Here is a 16572-nt window from a genome sequence, read left to right on the forward strand (position 1 = left end):
TTGCCGCATGTCGAATTTTTAGCGAGGATTGAGTCATGTTTCAGTTTGGCATTGAGCATGAAGTTGCTTTTCTAAATCAGGAAGAGAAATTTGCTGACTTCTCCTGCACAAGTTTTGCCCAGTTTAATCAAATCATTGAAGCACTGCCAACCTATGCAGAAGACTACACTGCTTTGCGAATTGGTGATGCTGGAATTAAGAAAAAACGCTGGTATATTGAAGGGTTTGAGCGGTTCCAAGATTCAGAAAAAGTGATTGATTGTCTGCCAAAGGGGATTGAGATCAGAACAACGGTGCATTCTGGCATTGATGGTGCGATCGCGGAACTGTCCGATAGTTTTAGTCTGTTGAGAAAGGTTGCGGCTCAGTTTGGATTTACTCCTGTTCTGATTAGCTTTAACCCCTTTCACACCGAGTTTGCGCCAAATCCGCCACTAACCGAGTACGAGATTCAGCGACGACAAGCCTCGCCTGAAAAGCAGACTGCTAATATTCCGATGCTGACTTATGGACCTGATTTGAATCTCTCATTTGCTGGATTGACGACTGCACAACTGATCGATATTGGTCGGAAGCTCACGTTTTATAGTCCTTATGTCATTCCGTTTAGCTTTAGTTCGCCGTTTCGAGGGTGCGATCGCTGGCATGGACTTTCAGCCCGAACTTTTGAGCGAACAGGAGCTAGACCTGCAACAATGGTATTTCTAGAAAGGCAGGAAGACTTGATTAAAAGCAATCCTTCTCTCACAAAGATTGCTCGTCTCTCAGCAGAAGTTGGCAGAATTGAATTCAAAGCCTTTGATAGCTGTGACGATTTTAAGTTGTACGGGGCGCTTTTGGCGTTGCTAAAAGGGCTAGTACTTGATCAATCACTTCTCGGTCGTGCGACAGTACCAGATCAAAATTTGCATCAGCGTTCTGCGATCGCAGGGTTCGATGATCCGCATATTGTTCTCAATGCAACACAAGTTTTAGATGCGGTTGAAATTGCTTTGAGTCGCGATCGCGACTTAGAGAAAGTGGGTCTCTTGAGAACAATGCTAGAAACAGGCAGAACAAGAGCGCATCAGCTCATTCATGCTTTTACTCGTCTTGGTAGTATTGAAGACGCTCTCAAACAGTCATACCTAGATAAATGAGAATGACTTGCATTAAGAGCTAGATTAACGCATAATCTTTTTTAAGGGTTGATTTAGATCAGCATCAGGTAGCTATTCCCGATCTCTGGAAGTGTCACTGATGCTGAAGGTTTCTGGTGCAGAGAAAAATTTCAGTTTGATTTAGTCGCGTTGTTAGGAGCAATAACGGACCAGATGTTCTGTGCAAAAATGTCTCACGAGTCTGGCGAAGAGTTGATTGGAAGCGCCCCAAATTCTTCGATGTATGTCTTGATTGAATGTCCTTTACCGTGGGCATCCAAGGCGATCGACTCTAAGAAAATTCCACTCAATCTCAGAGAAACGATTCAAAAAATTCGTAGTATTGACCGCAGTATTCGTTTTCTGCTGTTTCTAGGAGAATCACGAGTGCGATCGCGGGTCATGGTTTTTCGTAAGGTCTTACCCAGTGGATATCACAAACGGGAGTTTGAACTAGAAAGCATTGATCAAGTTGCGCCTCTATTAGAGCAACATCTCAACCCAACTGGATTAGAGATTGAGTGTTATCCTAGCGATACTCAAGACGTTTTTGTATGTACTCACGGGAGTCACGACAAATGCTGCGCTAAATTCGGCTATCCCTTCTATCGTCAAGCTCTCAAGCTTGTGGATCAATTTCAACTCAGCAATACTCGATTTTGGCAAGTAAGCCATATCGGAGGACATCGGTTTGCGCCAACGATCGTAACCTTCCCAGACGGGCGGTACTATGGCGCACTTGATGAAACTAGCTTGAGTGCAATTTTGCAGCGCAGTGGTGATATTCAGTGTTTAAATCGGGTTTATCGAGGGTGGGGAATTTTACCTGCACCGATTCAGGTGATGGAACGAGAGATTGCATTGCAACGAGGTTGGGACTGGTTTCAGTATCAAGTTCACTACAGAATTTTAGAGCCGGAATTGATGCACGTTGAGCTTCGATGCGAGAAACCGGGAGATGAAACAATCGTGTATACAGCAAGAATTATTGAAGCAGAATCTCAAATGATCCTGAGTTCTTGCAATAGCAATCAGCCTACCCAAGTCAGAAAGTTTGCTGTTGAAAATCTGCAATTTGTTGATCAACGATCGCACTGGGCAGACTATCGGAAACAGACGCAGGAGACAGTTTTTCAGCTACTTTGAATCAATAGCGACGGCGGTAAAGTAACTAGATAAACAAAGAAGAACTGCTCTAGCCGGAACCTCGATCGCTCCTATTCAACATAGTAAGTTCACTAGAGGTTAGAACGCGATCGTCAGACCAACGGTAATTCTGTTTTGACATTCGATACTCTTATCTAATCTGAGAAGATTCTCAATAATTTGTAGGCACGTCGTTATGATGTGACGATAGATCAGCATTGTTGGCTGATCTATCGTCACATCAGTAGTAGAGCATTTTCGCTTTCCTGTTCGATTAGAACTCTGAATCTTTTTTAGATTTGAACATAATTCTAGGGTTCATCGTAACATTATTTAATAGGAATTTTTTGCAGCAATAATGCTAAACTCTGTTTTAAGCTTATTGAGATTTATAGTCAATAACTGGCGCAAGAAAAAGCAAAACACAGAACGTAATTTGAAGAACGCTTAGAAGGGCGCTTAGTTAAACAATCCATTTCTTAAAAGCTTCAGCAAATTCTAACTAGGAGAAAAATAAACGATGCAAAGTTACGGAAATCCAGAAGTCGAATACGATTGGTGGGCGGGGAATGCCCGATTTGCGAATCTATCGGGCTTATTCATTGCTGCTCATGTTGCCCAAGCTGCACTCATTACCTTTTGGGCAGGTGCGTTTACTTTGTTTGAACTCTCTCGATATTCGCCAGAGATTCCAATGGGCGCACAAGGACTCATTCTTCTTCCTCATCTTGCAACACTGGGTTTAGGAGTCGGTAAAGGTGGACAGATTGTTGATACTTATCCTTACTTTGTGGTTGGAGCAGTTCATTTGATTTCCTCGGCAGTTCTGGGAGCAGGTGCATTGTTTCACACCTTCAGAGCGCCACAAGACTTGAAAGAAGCAACCGGACAGGCTCGGAAGTTCCATTTTGAATGGGAAAAGCCTGAATCCCTCGGATTTATCCTGGGGCATCACCTCTTATTTCTAGGTGCAGGGGCATTGTTGCTCGTTGCGAAAGCGATGTTCTGTGGTGGACTCTATGATTCAACGATTCAAGCTGTCCGAACGGTGACTAGCCCAACGTTAGATCCCGTTGTGATCTTTGGGTATCAGACCCACTTTGCAAGCGTGAACAATCTAGAGGATCTAGTCGGCGGTCACATCTATGTTGGTCTGATGCTAATCATTGGTGGAATTTGGCATATCCTCGTCCCACCGCTGAAATGGGCGAGGAACCTGTTGATTTTTTCTGGTGAAGCAATCCTGTCTTATTCACTCGGCGGAATTGCACTTGCAGGATTTGTTGCCGCTTACTTCTGTGCAGTCAACACTCTGGCTTATCCGGTTGAGTTTTATGGTCCTGCACTCGAAGTTAAGCTCGGCATCACGCCTTACTTTGCTGATACTGTAAAGCTGCCAATGGGCGCTCATACTCCCCGTGCTTGGTTAGCAAATGCTCATTTCTTCTTAGCGTTCTTCTTCTTGCAAGGGCATCTCTGGCATGCACTCCGCGCAATGGGATTTGACTTCAAACGAGTTGAGAAAGCATTAAACTCGGTGCAAGTGTAGCAATTCACGATCGATTGATGGGAGAGGAAAATTTCTCTTCCATCAATCGAGCCATTTCTTTTGCCTCCCCACAATTTCCTACCAAACCATGAGCTATTTCGTTCAACTCTGCCAGATCTTTCTCTGCTGCTTTTGCATCTTTGGACTATTGGCGGTCTTTCTCTTTAGTCTGAGTTGGGCAGGACAAGACGGGGTAAAGCGCTTAAGACGATTGCACCGGATTCCTTGTAGTCGCTGCGCTTACTTTACAGGCGATTACAACCTCAAATGCACCGTTCGACCCTGCGAAGCACTGACTGAAGATGCAATTCATTGTTTAGACTTTGAACCTCACCCTGCAATTCAACCTATTTCTAAACGTAAGAAAAATGCTCCTCACTCTTTCATCCGCTCCCACTAAACCCCATTCGGAAGAACAATATACCTCATTGCAACATTGCAGTAGTGTGAATTACCCCCGATCGTTCCGGCATCGAGAACAATTGCCCTTTACCCCAAACAGTTTGTGGAAGATCGAATCGGGCTATGCGCGAACGATGACTTGGAATGCTGAAGGTGCGATCGCAGCATTGGGAATTTGGGGAACTGGAGACGTGATCGGACACTGCCTATCGAACATTGAGCCTTATCAGATTGAATGTTTGGGTCCTGTTGTAGCCAGGGAAGTTGCGATCTCGAACAATTGTACTCGCTTGCTGTTATCTCACATTCAGCAGATAGAGCAATTGCTAAATCTTGCAAATATTCAGCAGGCATCGGCTCGTTTAATCGGTCTTTTGGAATGGTTAGCGCAGCGATTTGGTCGGCTCGAATCGCACGGATATTTGATTGATATACCGCTGACTCATCAATCGATCGCGGAACTAATTGGCACAACTAGAGTAACTGTGACTCGCACCCTAAGTGAGCTAGAACGTGCAGGAAAAATTCAGCGACTTCGACAGCACCGCATTCTCTTACAATCCTGTGAGCGTAGTGATCTGGCTATGAGAAAGTAAATCAGCGTTGCGGACATAAGCGGTTCCGCGATCGCTCCAAATCATGTGCAGATAGTACTGCTTCACCCCATCTTTTGATACTTCATACACTCGAAAGCCAGTATCTTGATCTAATTCCTTCTGTGTCAAGGTAAAGCCTTGTTGTTCAAGCTGCTGCTCCAGTGTTCTCGCGATCGTTCTGCCTTGTGAATCTGCTATCTGCCAGCATCCTACTTGACCCTTACAGCCTGGAACCGCTCCTGCAATTTGCAGCCCATCAGTCGGAGAGGGACTAGGCGATGGCGTGATTGAAGGTGAAGGAGAGGGACTGATCGAAGGTGAAGGCTGAGTCGTTGGCTGTGGTGTGGGTTGGACTTGAACAGAAGGCTGAGGAGTCGGAGGAGCAGGGGTTGGGACTGAGCGCGGTGGGGGAGTTCTTTGAGCTTTGGGAGTCGGTTGCGGTTTTGGAGTGGGGATCGCACTGGTTGGGGACTGTGTAGGCGATGGCTTTGGTAAATTTACGACGTTGACAGAATCGGAATCTGGCTTCTGAGCTTCACTCTCTGTTGAGGGAATAGGAATTGCGAATAACAATCCGTGCAACCCAATCGAGATCGGGAGCATGTGCCATAGCGTAATCGAGGGCAATTTGAAAACCATAACGTGCGATCGAGAAGCCTGACCTTCAGCATTGGGATTAATTCTCGCTTATTGTAAGACAAAGCTTGGAATTATTGTCAACTGAATTAGCCTAATTTCTTAGAAATTAGGCGGAATAGGCGATGAATTATAGTATTCAGATCGATTCACTCAACTTTAAATAGATTTTACTTGACATGAGTTCCAGATCCTTCTACGTTTCTTAATAGAAATTGGTTTCAATAGTGGATTGGACGGCAAGAACCGTCGGTTTTAGAAAACTGAATGGAGTGTTATGACGATTAAACGACGGACTTTCCTGGCTTCAGGCGCAGCAATGGCGGCAGTCGCCTCTCATCAGCTTGTCAGGATGAAATCATCTAATGCTGCGGGCGTAGTAAACTTGTATTCTGCGCGTCATTATGACAGCGATAACGCAATCTACGAAGGCTTCCAGAAGAAAACGGGCATCAAAGTCAACTTAGTGGAAGCGGATGCCGACAAGCTGATTGAGCGAATCAAAAGCGAAGGAGCAAACAGCCCCGCAGATGTTTTGATCACGGTCGATGCAGGTCGGTTATGGCGTGCCCAAGAAGCTGGATTATTTCAGCCTGTAGACTCTAGCGTGTTGAAATCTGCGATCCCTGCCAGCTTACGGGAGCCAAACGGACTGTGGTATGGATTCACTCGACGGGCGCGAGTCATCATGTACAACAAAGATCGCGTCAAGCCTTCGGAGCTTTCGACCTACGAAGATTTGGCAGATCCGAAATGGAAGGGACGGATCATCACACGATCGTCGAGTCATGTCTACAACCAATCGCTCACAGGATCGATTCTGGCAGCGCACGGGAATCAAAAAACCGAGGAATGGGTGAAAGGTTTGGTGTCAAACTTTGCCCGTTCGCCTGAAGGAAATGATACGGCTCAGATTAAATCGATCGCCGCAGGATTGGGAGATTTGACACTGGTGAACACGTACTATCTCCCTCGTCTCGCAAAATCGAACAAATCAGAAGAAAAAGAAATTGCGTCAAAAATTGGTGTCTTTTTCCCGAATCAAAAAGATCGAGGAACTCACATCAACATCTGTGGCGGTGGTGTCCTCAAAACCGCGCCCAACAGAGCGGCTGCAATTCAATTTCTGGAGTACCTCGCAAGCAAGGAGGCACAGCAAATTTTTGCGGAAAGCAACAATGAATATCCAGCCATTTCGGGTGTTCCGATCGATGCTGTGTTAGCCAGCTATGGAACATTCAAATCTGATAATCTGAGTGCAGCGATCTATGGTCGCAACAATGCAGAAGCACTCAAAATCATGGACCGGGCAGGCTGGAAGTAATGTCAACGCTGTTTGATTTAGTCGCAAAAGGTGGACCTGTGATGATTCCCATGACAGGTCTATCGATGCTAACGATCGCTTGTGCGCTAGAACGCGCTTGGTTCTGGTGGACGGTGTTGAGCGGTGAAGACCGTTTAGCGCATCGCATTTTAGCGGCGGCTGAATCTGACCTAAATCATGCGCGATCGATTGCCGAATCTCACACCGAAATTGCGATCGCGCGTTTTTTGTACTCGGCGCTAAAGCTCGATCGTCCAGAGCCAGAAACACTGCGATTAGCACTAGAGTCAGCCAGCGACAAAGAACTTGCCAGAATGCACAAAGGAGACAAACTGCTCGAAACTGTGATTGCAATGGCTCCTTTGTTGGGATTGTTAGGAACCGTGACGGGACTGATCATCACGTTCTTTAATCTCAGAATTGGGGGTGCTGGAAGTGCAGTGGATACCTCTAAAGCTGCGTTGGGAATTGCAGAAGCACTGATCACGACTGCTGCTGGCATGATTGTTGCGATCGTTGCTCTAGCGATTTTCCGGTTGTGTGTCACCCTGCAAGCCAAACAGATGGATTACTTTGCAGAGATTGGGAGTGAACTAGAGCTAATCTATCGACAGGTTTGGTACAAGCGAGGAAGTATCAGCGATGAGATCTAAGTCAAGACAAAGCGGATCATCAATGCCAGAAGTGAACTTGGTTCCGATGATGGATGTGATTATGACGATTCTCACGTTCTTCATCATCGTGTCGATGACTTTGACCAATTTTCAATCGGTGGATGTCGCTTTGCCGAGTTCGAGATCCGGGGTGAATCGAGAACGACCGACCGATCCACTGATTGTGGGCTTAAATCAACAGCAGCAGATTTTGTTGCAGGGCAGTCCCGCCACTCGCGAACAGTTAACCCAAACGATTCAGACCTATCTAGCTCAGAATCCTAAAGGTGTCGTTGTGCTGAAAGCTGATAAGCAATTGCCTTACGAGGAAGTGATCCAAGTGCTTGGAACGCTGAAAGAGCTAGGCGGCGATCGCGTCTCGTTAGCGATCGAGTAATTTACCGCACTTATTTCTGCGGAACAAATCGCTGAATTGTCTCAGTCGAGAGATTCAGATGGGATGCGATTTGCTCGATCGACATACCGTTTTCGAGAAGTAAAGGGACTACTTTTCCTAGCATTTCTGCACGTTCTGTTTCTCGCCCTTCTTGTGCGGCTTCTTGATATACGCGAGTGTGCTTTAAATCCCCAAGTCCTAACATTGCTTCAACCCTCCGAGAATCTAACTCTGGAAATTTATAAACAAAGATCGTCTCCACTAATTCTATAAAATTTCTCTGGATCGTCAAATCTTCAACCTCTTGCCGAACACGATTAATCAGCAACCGTCCCTTTGCCGGAGCCTGTTTCTGTTTCACTACGAGCAGTTGCAAGAGTTCTAAACCCAACGTATGCTCTCTTACTTCTAGTGGCAATCGGTTCAGGTAGAGGCGTTGCAGTCTAGGATTGTTGTCATATTCTGAGTAACAGGCTGGTAAACCTGGATCGAAGCGTTTTTCGGTAAAGATTACAACAGCTTGCCAAGGATGAGCAGGTTGATAGTCTTTGAGATAGAGATGAATTTCACCAAAGAAACGGTAGTAAAAGTTATCTTCCTCTCGATAGGCTTGAGCTTCGACAAAATAGATGGGGAACTGGCGAAGGCGAAGGGGCGGCATAAAAATGCCATCAATACGGAAGGCAGTTTGTTTGACTTCTTGAGAGGTAAAGGCATAAGTCACAGTGCGTGGATCGGTTTCGCCAATTAAGGAGATTTCTACGAAAGAGCTTACCGCTTGAAAGACTGCCCTTCGGCTTCGCTCAGGGCGCGATCTCTAGCTGACTGAGCGAAGCCGAAGACAGCGGGTAATTTGTTTTCGATAAATCTCCTAAGTCAAAAAACGCACTGGGAAAAGTTTGAAAGATGCGGAAGAAAAGAGAATCAGTTTTCATGCGATCCTTTGAAATCTCGCGAGGTAATCGCGATTGCACAGAGAAAATCAAGCGTACCATAGGGTTACGCTACTTCTCAGATACCGCATGAGTCGCGTATCGTGCGCGATCGAGGATTAAAGTTGCCAATAGCGATAAGCCGCGCAAGCCATTGTCACGACACCCGTGACGATCGCAGTTTCATCGACTTCAAATTGCGGATGATGCAGCGGATAGTTTTTACGATCGGCAAATCCCACTCCTAATCGGAACATACTGCCCGGTGCGTGTTGCAGATAGCAAGAGAAATCCTCTGCGCCTAAAGACGGCTCTGGAATGATTTGAATGCTCTCATTACCCCAAACCTCTCGTGCTGATGTTTCTAGCAAATTCGTTAGCTTTGGATCATTTTGTACTGAAGGTGTTCCGCGTCGATAGCTCATGTGATACTTCGCGTCATACATCTGGCAAATGTTCGACACAATGTTTTCGATCCAAGCTGGAAGCATTTCATTTGTTTCGGGATGAAGCGATCGAACTGTTCCCGACATTGTGACTTGATCCGCGATCACATTCGGAGCACGTCCACCGCTAATTTTGCCAATGGTTAGAACAACCGGGCGTAATGGATTCTGAGTTCGGCTAATCGCTTGTTGCAAGGCTGTGATCACCTGAGACGCGATCCAAATTGCATCGATCGCTTCATGTGGACGTGCTCCATGTCCCGATTCGCCCATGATCGTCAGTTCCAAATCATCCGCCGCAGCCGTTAAAGCACCATGGCGAATCCCAATTTTTCCAGCCTGAATACTCGGAAACACATGCACCGAAAGAATCGAATTCACATCGGTCATGGCTCCATCTTCGACCATCCATTGTGCACCTTGAGCAATTTCCTCCGCAGGCTGAAACAAGAAGCGAATTCGACCTGGCAACGGCACTCCAAGCTGAGAAAGCACCATTGCAGTTCCCAGTCCCACAGTCGTATGCACATCATGTCCACAAGCGTGCATGATTCCAGGCTTGCGTGAGGAAAATTCCAGGTCAGTTCGCTCTTGAATCGGGAGCGCATCCATGTCCGTCCGAATTGCCAACAATCGCGAATCGTCGCCGCCTTCGAGTTCGCCCACGACCCCGACTTTCCCGATCGCTTCTTTCACATGCAGTCCACAAGATGAGAGGACACCTGCAACATAAGCTGCTGTTTGATGTTCTTGTCCACTCAGTTCAGGGTGGCTGTGCAAATGGCGACGGATTTCGATCAGGCGCGGAGCAAGCGAAAGGGCGAGATCTTTGATGCGGTCTTTCATGATTCAAGGCTTCGATCGTACTTTTCCAATGATAGGACTTCTGAAACAATCAGTAGCCGCTATTCCATCGCATTGTAGAAGGATAACCACATTCGGAGGTGCGAGTTTCATCGTCGATCGCTTTCACAACTCGACGATATAAATCCTCTGCTTGCTGCGGTGAGTTGCCAATGCTGGTTAGTCCGAGCTTGCCAAACTCAGATAAACATCCCATCAAGTGAAAGACCGTTCCCGTTTCTGTACTCGAATCGAAGTGTAATCCATAGTGCGCGATGATATCCATCAAATCATTGGGCAATAATCCACAGTATTGTGGTTTCTGTAAGTTATCTGTTGCCATATAGTATTTCGGTCGTCCGTGTTGGCTGTAAAATAAGCCGCTCGATAGATCATATCGACCATTGGTAAGGAATTTCAGCGTCATAAACGGGTGTGTTGTTCCACCTTTTCGCAAGTTAATCTCGATCGCATGAAATTCCCATTGCTCATCGCGTTTGACAGCAATAAAATCAACTCCAAATCGTTCGAGTGCGCCTTTTTTCGATAACGCTCGCCCGACTTGCAAGCTCAAATCTTGAATTCGCATTCGATACGCTTCATTAGCCGGAAAACGACAGCCGAGATAAATCTGTCCACTTGGTCCACCTAGAATTTGATCGTGTGTGGAAAGAATTTCAACTTCGCCGTCGGGAGTCACACGACCTTGAACACTGGGGGAAAGTTTGTGATCGCCTTCGATGAATGCTTCTGCGATCGCGCCGAGTTCTGGAATCCGATCGCCGTAATTTTCCCAAGTTTCAGTTTTCGCCTCGAATTTGAGATCAGCAAAGCGATCGTAAATCTTTGCCACTCGTTGTTCATGCGAAATGATTCCAGGCTTAAATCCGTCTAAAGGTCGCAAATCCAACAGCGCATTTCCTTCACCAGAAAAGCCTTCGTTTAATTTAACTACGACTCGTTGTAACTCCGGATTACGTTCCCATAATTCGGCGGCTACAACTGCGAGATCTTTTGCATTCCAAACGAGTTCACTTCCGTCTGGATGGGGCACTCCACTTTCTGCAAAAATCTGCCGACTGCCGCTTTTTGTCCCCCAATTTAACAACGCTGGATCAAGTGCGTATAACGGTAAATTTAATTGAATTGATAAATCTCGCTCAACCGTTGTGGAGTTGTAGCAGATCATATAAGCGCGATCAGGATTCACAGCTTGTCGAATACGATCGAGCAATCTTGGACGATCTAAAATCTTTTGGCTTAATGGTTTGAGTGATGAATCGTAAGTAGATAGTAAAAGTAAGCGATCGCGGGCATGGGAAAATGGAATTCCCGGCAATAGTTGAAGATAATAATCAATCACGCTCGGATGAATCGGCTGAGAAGTCACATAAACTAGCCGAGTTCTAGGATTGCGGAGTCGAATCAGAGAAAATAATAGTCGTTCTTCATAATGGAGAAAGCCTTCGATCTTCATTAATTCACGCTGATCGATGCTCAGAGAGGGAATGACAATAATATCGGCTTCACTGGTATCAAACTCGGTGACATTGCGCCAGCGATCGCGCAATTGGTTTTGGAGATGCTGAAACTGAACGGTCGGGTCAAGCACGTTCATAGAAGTAGGTTCCGCGATCGACATATATTTGCAATCATATCCACTGAAAATACGCCAAAGTGGAATTAGTAATGAACGGTAAAAATGTATAAATCAGACTTGCGGAAACTCTATCTTCAGAAACGTCGATCGCTCTCTCTTGAGGAATGGGAGTCGAATAGTAAACGAATCTGTGATCACCTTAAAGCCTGTGAGTTCTTCAATTCTGCAAAAACCGTTCTCTCGTATTGCAGTTTTCGCCAAGAACCTGATTTACATGAACTGCTGACAATTCCAAAAGTTTGGGGATTGCCTCGATGTGTTGAAAAAGATTTGATTTGGCATCAATGGACACCCGGAGCATTGCGATCGGGAAAATTTGGTATTCAAGAACCCGATCCAGATAGTCCCTTGATTGTGAGTGAACAAGTGGATTTGATCTTAGTTCCTTGTGTGATGTGCGATCGACGTGGATATCGTCTGGGTTATGGTGGCGGATTCTACGATCGAATGCTCAGCAAACCTGAATGGCAAGGAAAAACAACGATCGGGATTCTGTTTGATTTCGCGGTTGTGAATGAATTAGTAAATGATTCCTGGGATCAGCCCTTAAATGCAATCTGTACAGAATCGGGGTTAATCCCAAGAATTTAAGAGGGTGTTTGAGAAGGATAAAAAGCGGCTTTGCTGCGTTGCCAGTTCGCCCGGAAATGAATCTCCGGGCTAATGGAAGAAACCCCGCTGAAGCGGGCTAAGAGCGTAATGCGGAGTTCTTAGCCCAGTTTAGTGGGCTTCCCCTGATTAGCCCGGAGATTCATTTCCAGGCGGGTAAATGCAATGAACGATGACTTCTCAAACATCTTCTAACGACTAATCATCGTCATCGTCGTCATCATCATCATCATCATCTCTGCGTGACCGATAGCGATCGTCATCATCATCATCGTCGTCTCTACGCGACCGATAGCGATCGTCATCATCATCGTCGTCGTCTCTACGCGATCGATAGCGATCGTCATCATCATCATCTCTGCGTGATCGATAGCGATCGTCATCATCATCATCTCTGCGCGACCGATAGCGATCGTCATCGTCATCGCGAGATCTTTCCCGATCCTCATTGGACTTGAGCGGATTTAATCCCTGTAATCCCTTTTGAATGTTCTCGAACAAATTATCTGGTTGTCTGTCTTTGTCGCCCATACGAACCTCAAAGAATGAACCTTAGTTCTGAGCATAGCAATCTTATCGATTAAGCAAATACACAATCTCAAGCCAGTTTCCGATTGAGCATCGACAGCGATCAATCGTTCAAGTACTTCTGAAGAAACCAACCTTTCAACGCGCTACCCACAGCAACCGTAACGAACACACTCACGAACATACTGTAGAAGACGAAAGGAATTCCAGCAAAGCCGATCACCCACGACAACCAACTGAGCACAAACCATTGAGTCCTCAGAACTTTCAGATTTGAATGAACTCGATCGCGCTGTCGAATCAGTAAAAATTGTGCTGCTCCCAAAACCAATCCACCCAGCACAGCCAAAACAGAGAAGCTTATACCCAAAAATAGAACTCCTTGTCCTTCGAGAGCACCCGTAATCGCAAATACTGTCAGATCATGCAGCAACATCACTAAAATGCCAGTTGCACTGGTGACAAGAAACCATCGAACTGCGAATCGCCGATCTCGAAATCGCCAAAATAGCGCCGCTGCTTGTAACCCTCCTAACAGCAACCAGTATGCAGAATAAACCAGAAGCGATATCCCAACCTCAGAAGATGCGGGATGCCAATTGTTCGGGCGTGACCAAAACACACTCGCAACGATTCCTAAACAGAGTGGACTGATTAAGCTCCAAACCAAAATAAATAGATTCATAGAAATTTGCTCGATCGTTAAATCCGCCTTAATAGGAATGTCGTTCCCAAGTTAACAAATGATAATAAAGCCTGAAGTTATTCAAATGATGAAAATCTTGTGAACGGAGACGAGTTTATCGAGCAAATTCAGGACGTGCAGAAGCAGGTCGAAGAATTACAGCAAGATGCTGAACAATTGCCCTTACCGCAAAAAAGTCGGCTGACTGAATCTTTGGAGCGTTTAACCACAGCGTTAAGAGATTTGCAAGTCGCTGAAGAGGCGATTCAATTACTCCTGTCTGCCGTTCAACAATCACGAGACTCGATCGTGATTACAAACGCTCATCTCAATTCACCCGGACCTGAGATCGTGTATGTCAATCCTGCTTTCACCGAGATGACAGGCTACGATGCTCACGAAGTTTTGGGCAAAAGTCCTCGGATGCTGCAAGGAAAACATACAGAACGAGCCGTTTTAGATGCGTTGAGGCGAAATATTGCTCAGGGCAAGCCGTTTCATGGTGAAGCGATTAACTATCACAAAGATGGGAGTGAATTTTACGTTGAATGGAACATCACACCGATTCGGAACAATCAGCAGAAAATTACTCACTATGTGGCAATTCAGAGAGATATTAGCGATCGCAAACGCTTAGAGAAAGAGCGCGAACGGTTACTGTCTCAAGAGAAAGCTGCTCGTGATGCCGCAGAGATAGCAAATCGATCGAAAGATGAATTTCTTGCCACGCTCTCTCACGAGTTGAGAACTCCGCTCACTCCGATTCTTGGCTGGTCGAAAGTTCTCCGAACTCAAGAACTCTCTGAAGACCGACTTCAACAAGCACTAGAAACGATCGAAGAAAATGCTCGACGACAAGCTCAATTGGTTGATGATCTGCTTGATTTAGCTCGAATTGTTCGTGGCAAGATGACGCTGAATTTTGCTTCTGTTTCTTTGATTGAAGTGATTGTGGCTGCATTAGAAACAGTTCGACTCGCAGCCGAAGCAAAAACGATTCAAATCGAAACGAATTTAGATGCAACCTTGTCGGCTGTGATGGGAGATGCAGGACGATTGCAGCAAGTGGTTTGGAATTTGATCTCGAATGCAATTAAATTTACGCCTGTTGAAGGTCGGATTACTGTGTCTCTGTCGAAAGCCGATCGATTTGCTCAAATCCAAATCAGTGATACCGGACAAGGGATCAATTCTGAATTTTTGCCGTATGTTTTCGATCTCTTTCGTCAGGAAGATAGTTCGATTACCCGTCAATTCGGAGGATTAGGTTTAGGATTATCTTTGTGTCGTCAATTGGTCGAAGCGCATGGTGGCACGATTTGGGCAGAGAGCGCAGGAATTGGACAGGGAGCAACGTTTACCGTTCAACTGCCGTTAATGACGGAGAAAATCGCTCAGAAACAGCCCGTGTTTGAAGTCGTCCAACCCAGTCTAAATGGGGTGCGAGTGCTGATTGTAGAAGATGATTTTTCGACCTTACAATTTCTAGCTTTTATTATTGAGCAGCAAGGCGCGATCGTGACTCCTGTTTCTTCTGCTCAAGCTGCTTTAGAAGAATTGAAGCGATCGCAGTTTGATGTCTTACTCAGTGATATTGGAATGCAGGGAATGGATGGGTTTGCTTTGCTGCATCACGTCCGAACATTTGCGAAAGATTTACCTGCGGGAGCTTCGCTGTTGCCAGCAATCGCGCTCACTGCTTATGCAACCCAACGCAATCGAGAACAAGCGTTAGAAGTGGGGTACAACGAGCATTTGGCAAAACCGATCGATCCAGAGAAATTGATTGAAGCGATCGCACGTGTTCTTCAATCAATTCCCATAGATTCCGGCGATTGAATTCGTCAAGGCAGAAGATGATTGAATTCATGATGCCAAGAGGATGTTTGAAAAGGAATCGTTTGCTGCATCGCCCGCCCCGGAATAGAATTCGGGGCTAACTGTGCGAAGTCCCGCTCCGGGGACTAAAACAGCCGATTAAGAGTTCTTTCAGTCCCCTTCAGTGGACTTCGTTCTGTTAGCCCCGAATTCATTCCGGGGCGGGTCAGCGCAATCAATGAATACCTTTAAAACACGCTCTAAGAGGGTGTTTGAGAAGTAATCGTTGATCGCATTCACCCGCCCGGAAATGAATCTCCGGGCTAATCGGGGGAAGCCCACTGAACTGGGCTAAGAACTCCGAATGATTCTCCCAGCCCGCTTCAGCGGGGTTTCTTCCATTAGCCCGGAGATTCATTTCCGGGCGGACTGGCAACGCAGCAAAGCCGCTTTTTATACTTTTCAAACACCCTCTAAAGCCCGATCGCATTAATTCTTCCCTAATTCCTGCTGCAAAATCTTCCGATAAATGTTCGGTAATTCATCGCTCATCGAATTGGTTTCAATCCCATATCCCAAACTTGTCCAAGTCGGAGACAGCATTTTCAAAACGGTTTTAATCTTTCCATCTTTCAACAATTGCCGAATATCTGTCCCCCAAGCATTTGCATCACTCAACCAGCGATACACGACTTCATCCTGGAATTGCGGCTCGAAACTATAATTACGCCACATGAAAAATCCATTCGGATCGGGATGATATCGTCTCGCCTTTTCTTCCCAAGTGGTTGTGATGAATTGATAACGTCCTGCGGCAGTTGTACAATTCCCCATGTTCGGACCATTGACGATCGTAATACAGCGATCGGGATGCTGACTCAAATTCTCAACGCGAGAGCCACCATACACTACTGTGTAAGGATTTCGTACATTTGACTCACTCGCTGAAATCGTTCGCATCAAGGCTCGAATGTAAGGATCGCCGCCTTGCATCACTAAAGGTGCATTCGCTCCTCGTTCCGCGCTATCGAAATTGAAGAACGAGGAACGTTTCCCCTGCATGTGACCAATGATCAGCACGATCGCTAAAACAATCATGCTGCGAACCAGCCAAGAACCGACATTCTGTTCAAGTGGATCAACTTTTGGGGTTTCTGGCTTTTTGGAATTCGTTTTTGTCATACAACAAATCACGCACTGTGCAGCATT

General features: G+C 45.9%; 17 protein-coding genes. 10 read left to right on the forward strand and 7 right to left on the reverse strand.

Going from position 1 to position 16572, the window contains the following annotated elements:
* The first annotated feature begins 35 nt into the window (after nt 1-35).
* The 5 genes from ACQ4M5_RS06210 (at nt 36) to ACQ4M5_RS06230 (ending at nt 4832) form a co-directional block, all read left to right on the forward strand.
* Nucleotides 36-1139: a glutamate--cysteine ligase gene (locus ACQ4M5_RS06210; RefSeq protein WP_430674745.1), complete on the forward strand. Its 1104-nt coding sequence runs from the start codon at nt 36-38 to the stop codon at nt 1137-1139.
* Nucleotides 1140-1328: 189 nt separating this feature from the next.
* Nucleotides 1329-2285, forward strand: coding sequence for a sucrase ferredoxin (locus ACQ4M5_RS06215; protein WP_430674746.1), 957 nt, complete (start codon nt 1329-1331; stop codon nt 2283-2285).
* 520 nt (nt 2286-2805) lie between these two features.
* Nucleotides 2806-3834, forward strand: coding sequence for a chlorophyll a/b binding light-harvesting protein (locus ACQ4M5_RS06220; RefSeq protein ID WP_430674747.1), 1029 nt, complete (start codon nt 2806-2808; stop codon nt 3832-3834).
* An 88-nt stretch (nt 3835-3922) separates the two neighbouring features.
* Nucleotides 3923-4234 (forward strand): hypothetical protein, encoded by a 312-nt coding sequence (locus ACQ4M5_RS06225; RefSeq protein WP_430674748.1) that lies wholly within the window; start codon nt 3923-3925, stop codon nt 4232-4234.
* A gap of 46 nt (nt 4235-4280) precedes the next feature.
* Nucleotides 4281-4832 carry a Crp/Fnr family transcriptional regulator gene (locus tag ACQ4M5_RS06230; protein WP_430674749.1) on the forward strand — a complete coding sequence of 184 codons (552 nt, stop codon included), beginning with the start codon at nt 4281-4283 and terminating at the stop codon, nt 4830-4832.
* Here the strand turns inward: ACQ4M5_RS06230 and ACQ4M5_RS06235 are convergent.
* Nucleotides 4791-5471: a hypothetical protein gene (locus tag ACQ4M5_RS06235; protein WP_430674750.1), complete on the reverse strand. Its 681-nt coding sequence runs from the start codon at nt 5469-5471 to the stop codon at nt 4791-4793. The genes ACQ4M5_RS06230 and ACQ4M5_RS06235 overlap by 42 nt on opposite strands.
* Nucleotides 5472-5745: 274 nt before the next feature.
* Here ACQ4M5_RS06235 and ACQ4M5_RS06240 point away from each other — a divergent pair, with 274 nt between their 5' ends.
* Genes ACQ4M5_RS06240 through ACQ4M5_RS06250 form a run of 3 tightly spaced genes read left to right on the forward strand, consistent with a single transcriptional unit; the run spans nt 5746 to nt 7842 of the window.
* Nucleotides 5746-6792, forward strand: coding sequence for a Fe(3+) ABC transporter substrate-binding protein (locus tag ACQ4M5_RS06240; protein WP_430674751.1), 1047 nt, complete (start codon nt 5746-5748; stop codon nt 6790-6792).
* Nucleotides 6792-7445, forward strand: coding sequence for a MotA/TolQ/ExbB proton channel family protein (locus ACQ4M5_RS06245; protein WP_430674752.1), 654 nt, complete (start codon nt 6792-6794; stop codon nt 7443-7445). Before ACQ4M5_RS06240 ends, ACQ4M5_RS06245 begins: the two co-directional genes overlap by 1 nt.
* Nucleotides 7435-7842, forward strand: a complete 408-nt coding sequence (locus tag ACQ4M5_RS06250) for an ExbD/TolR family protein (protein WP_430674753.1) — start codon at nt 7435-7437, stop codon at nt 7840-7842. Before ACQ4M5_RS06245 ends, ACQ4M5_RS06250 begins: the two co-directional genes overlap by 11 nt.
* A 10-nt stretch (nt 7843-7852) precedes the next feature.
* Here ACQ4M5_RS06250 and ACQ4M5_RS06255 read toward each other — a convergent pair whose 3' ends face one another.
* From ACQ4M5_RS06255 to ACQ4M5_RS06265, 3 genes are all read right to left on the reverse strand, one after another.
* The gene (locus ACQ4M5_RS06255; RefSeq protein ID WP_430674754.1) at nt 7853-8566 is read right to left on the reverse strand and encodes an Rpn family recombination-promoting nuclease/putative transposase; all 714 of its coding nucleotides are present in this window, start codon (nt 8564-8566) and stop codon (nt 7853-7855) included.
* 327 nt (nt 8567-8893) lie between these two features.
* Nucleotides 8894-10066 carry a M20 family metallopeptidase gene (locus ACQ4M5_RS06260; protein ID WP_430674755.1) on the reverse strand — a complete coding sequence of 391 codons (1173 nt, stop codon included), beginning with the start codon at nt 10064-10066 and terminating at the stop codon, nt 8894-8896.
* Between the two features lie 49 nt (nt 10067-10115).
* Nucleotides 10116-11681 (reverse strand): peptide ligase PGM1-related protein, encoded by a 1566-nt coding sequence (locus tag ACQ4M5_RS06265; protein WP_430674756.1) that lies wholly within the window; start codon nt 11679-11681, stop codon nt 10116-10118.
* A gap of 84 nt (nt 11682-11765) precedes the next feature.
* On the opposite strand from ACQ4M5_RS06265, the gene ACQ4M5_RS06270 reads away from it, so the two are divergent.
* Nucleotides 11766-12314, forward strand: a complete 549-nt coding sequence (locus tag ACQ4M5_RS06270) for a 5-formyltetrahydrofolate cyclo-ligase (RefSeq protein ID WP_430674757.1) — start codon at nt 11766-11768, stop codon at nt 12312-12314.
* Nucleotides 12315-12530: 216 nt separating this feature from the next.
* Here ACQ4M5_RS06270 and ACQ4M5_RS06275 read toward each other — a convergent pair whose 3' ends face one another.
* Complete coding sequence (locus ACQ4M5_RS06275) at nt 12531-12863, reverse strand: hypothetical protein (protein WP_430674758.1); 333 nt, start codon at nt 12861-12863, stop codon at nt 12531-12533.
* 100 nt (nt 12864-12963) lie between these two features.
* Nucleotides 12964-13545, reverse strand: a complete 582-nt coding sequence (locus tag ACQ4M5_RS06280; protein ID WP_430674759.1) for a hypothetical protein — start codon at nt 13543-13545, stop codon at nt 12964-12966.
* A gap of 99 nt (nt 13546-13644) precedes the next feature.
* On the opposite strand from ACQ4M5_RS06280, the gene ACQ4M5_RS06285 reads away from it, so the two are divergent.
* The gene (locus tag ACQ4M5_RS06285) at nt 13645-15384 is read left to right on the forward strand and encodes a hybrid sensor histidine kinase/response regulator (protein ID WP_430674760.1); all 1740 of its coding nucleotides are present in this window, start codon (nt 13645-13647) and stop codon (nt 15382-15384) included.
* A gap of 468 nt (nt 15385-15852) precedes the next feature.
* Here the strand turns inward: ACQ4M5_RS06285 and ACQ4M5_RS06290 are convergent, their stop codons facing one another.
* Nucleotides 15853-16545 carry a glycoside hydrolase family 24 protein gene (locus ACQ4M5_RS06290; RefSeq protein WP_430674761.1) on the reverse strand — a complete coding sequence of 231 codons (693 nt, stop codon included), beginning with the start codon at nt 16543-16545 and terminating at the stop codon, nt 15853-15855.
* Nucleotides 16546-16572: the final 27 nt, after the last annotated feature.

The organism is Leptolyngbya sp. AN10, from assembly GCF_050565645.1.
GTDB lineage: Bacteria > Cyanobacteriota > Cyanobacteriia > Leptolyngbyales > Leptolyngbyaceae > Leptolyngbya.

Coding starts and splice junctions, on each gene's coding strand:
- ACQ4M5_RS06240 (WP_430674751.1), top strand. CDS start 5,746: ATGACGATTAAACGACGGACTTTCCTGGCTTCAGGCGCAGCAATGGCG.
- ACQ4M5_RS06290 (WP_430674761.1), bottom strand. CDS start 16,545: ATGACAAAAACGAATTCCAAAAAGCCAGAAACCCCAAAAGTTGATCCA.
- ACQ4M5_RS06210 (WP_430674745.1), top strand. CDS start 36: ATGTTTCAGTTTGGCATTGAGCATGAAGTTGCTTTTCTAAATCAGGAA.
- ACQ4M5_RS06280 (WP_430674759.1), bottom strand. CDS start 13,545: ATGAATCTATTTATTTTGGTTTGGAGCTTAATCAGTCCACTCTGTTTA.
- ACQ4M5_RS06250 (WP_430674753.1), top strand. CDS start 7,435: ATGAGATCTAAGTCAAGACAAAGCGGATCATCAATGCCAGAAGTGAAC.
- ACQ4M5_RS06260 (WP_430674755.1), bottom strand. CDS start 10,066: ATGAAAGACCGCATCAAAGATCTCGCCCTTTCGCTTGCTCCGCGCCTG.
- ACQ4M5_RS06245 (WP_430674752.1), top strand. CDS start 6,792: ATGTCAACGCTGTTTGATTTAGTCGCAAAAGGTGGACCTGTGATGATT.
- ACQ4M5_RS06265 (WP_430674756.1), bottom strand. CDS start 11,681: ATGAACGTGCTTGACCCGACCGTTCAGTTTCAGCATCTCCAAAACCAA.
- ACQ4M5_RS06215 (WP_430674746.1), top strand. CDS start 1,329: ATGTCTCACGAGTCTGGCGAAGAGTTGATTGGAAGCGCCCCAAATTCT.
- ACQ4M5_RS06225 (WP_430674748.1), top strand. CDS start 3,923: ATGAGCTATTTCGTTCAACTCTGCCAGATCTTTCTCTGCTGCTTTTGC.
- ACQ4M5_RS06270 (WP_430674757.1), top strand. CDS start 11,766: ATGTATAAATCAGACTTGCGGAAACTCTATCTTCAGAAACGTCGATCG.
- ACQ4M5_RS06235 (WP_430674750.1), bottom strand. CDS start 5,471: ATGGTTTTCAAATTGCCCTCGATTACGCTATGGCACATGCTCCCGATC.
- ACQ4M5_RS06220 (WP_430674747.1), top strand. CDS start 2,806: ATGCAAAGTTACGGAAATCCAGAAGTCGAATACGATTGGTGGGCGGGG.
- ACQ4M5_RS06275 (WP_430674758.1), bottom strand. CDS start 12,863: ATGGGCGACAAAGACAGACAACCAGATAATTTGTTCGAGAACATTCAA.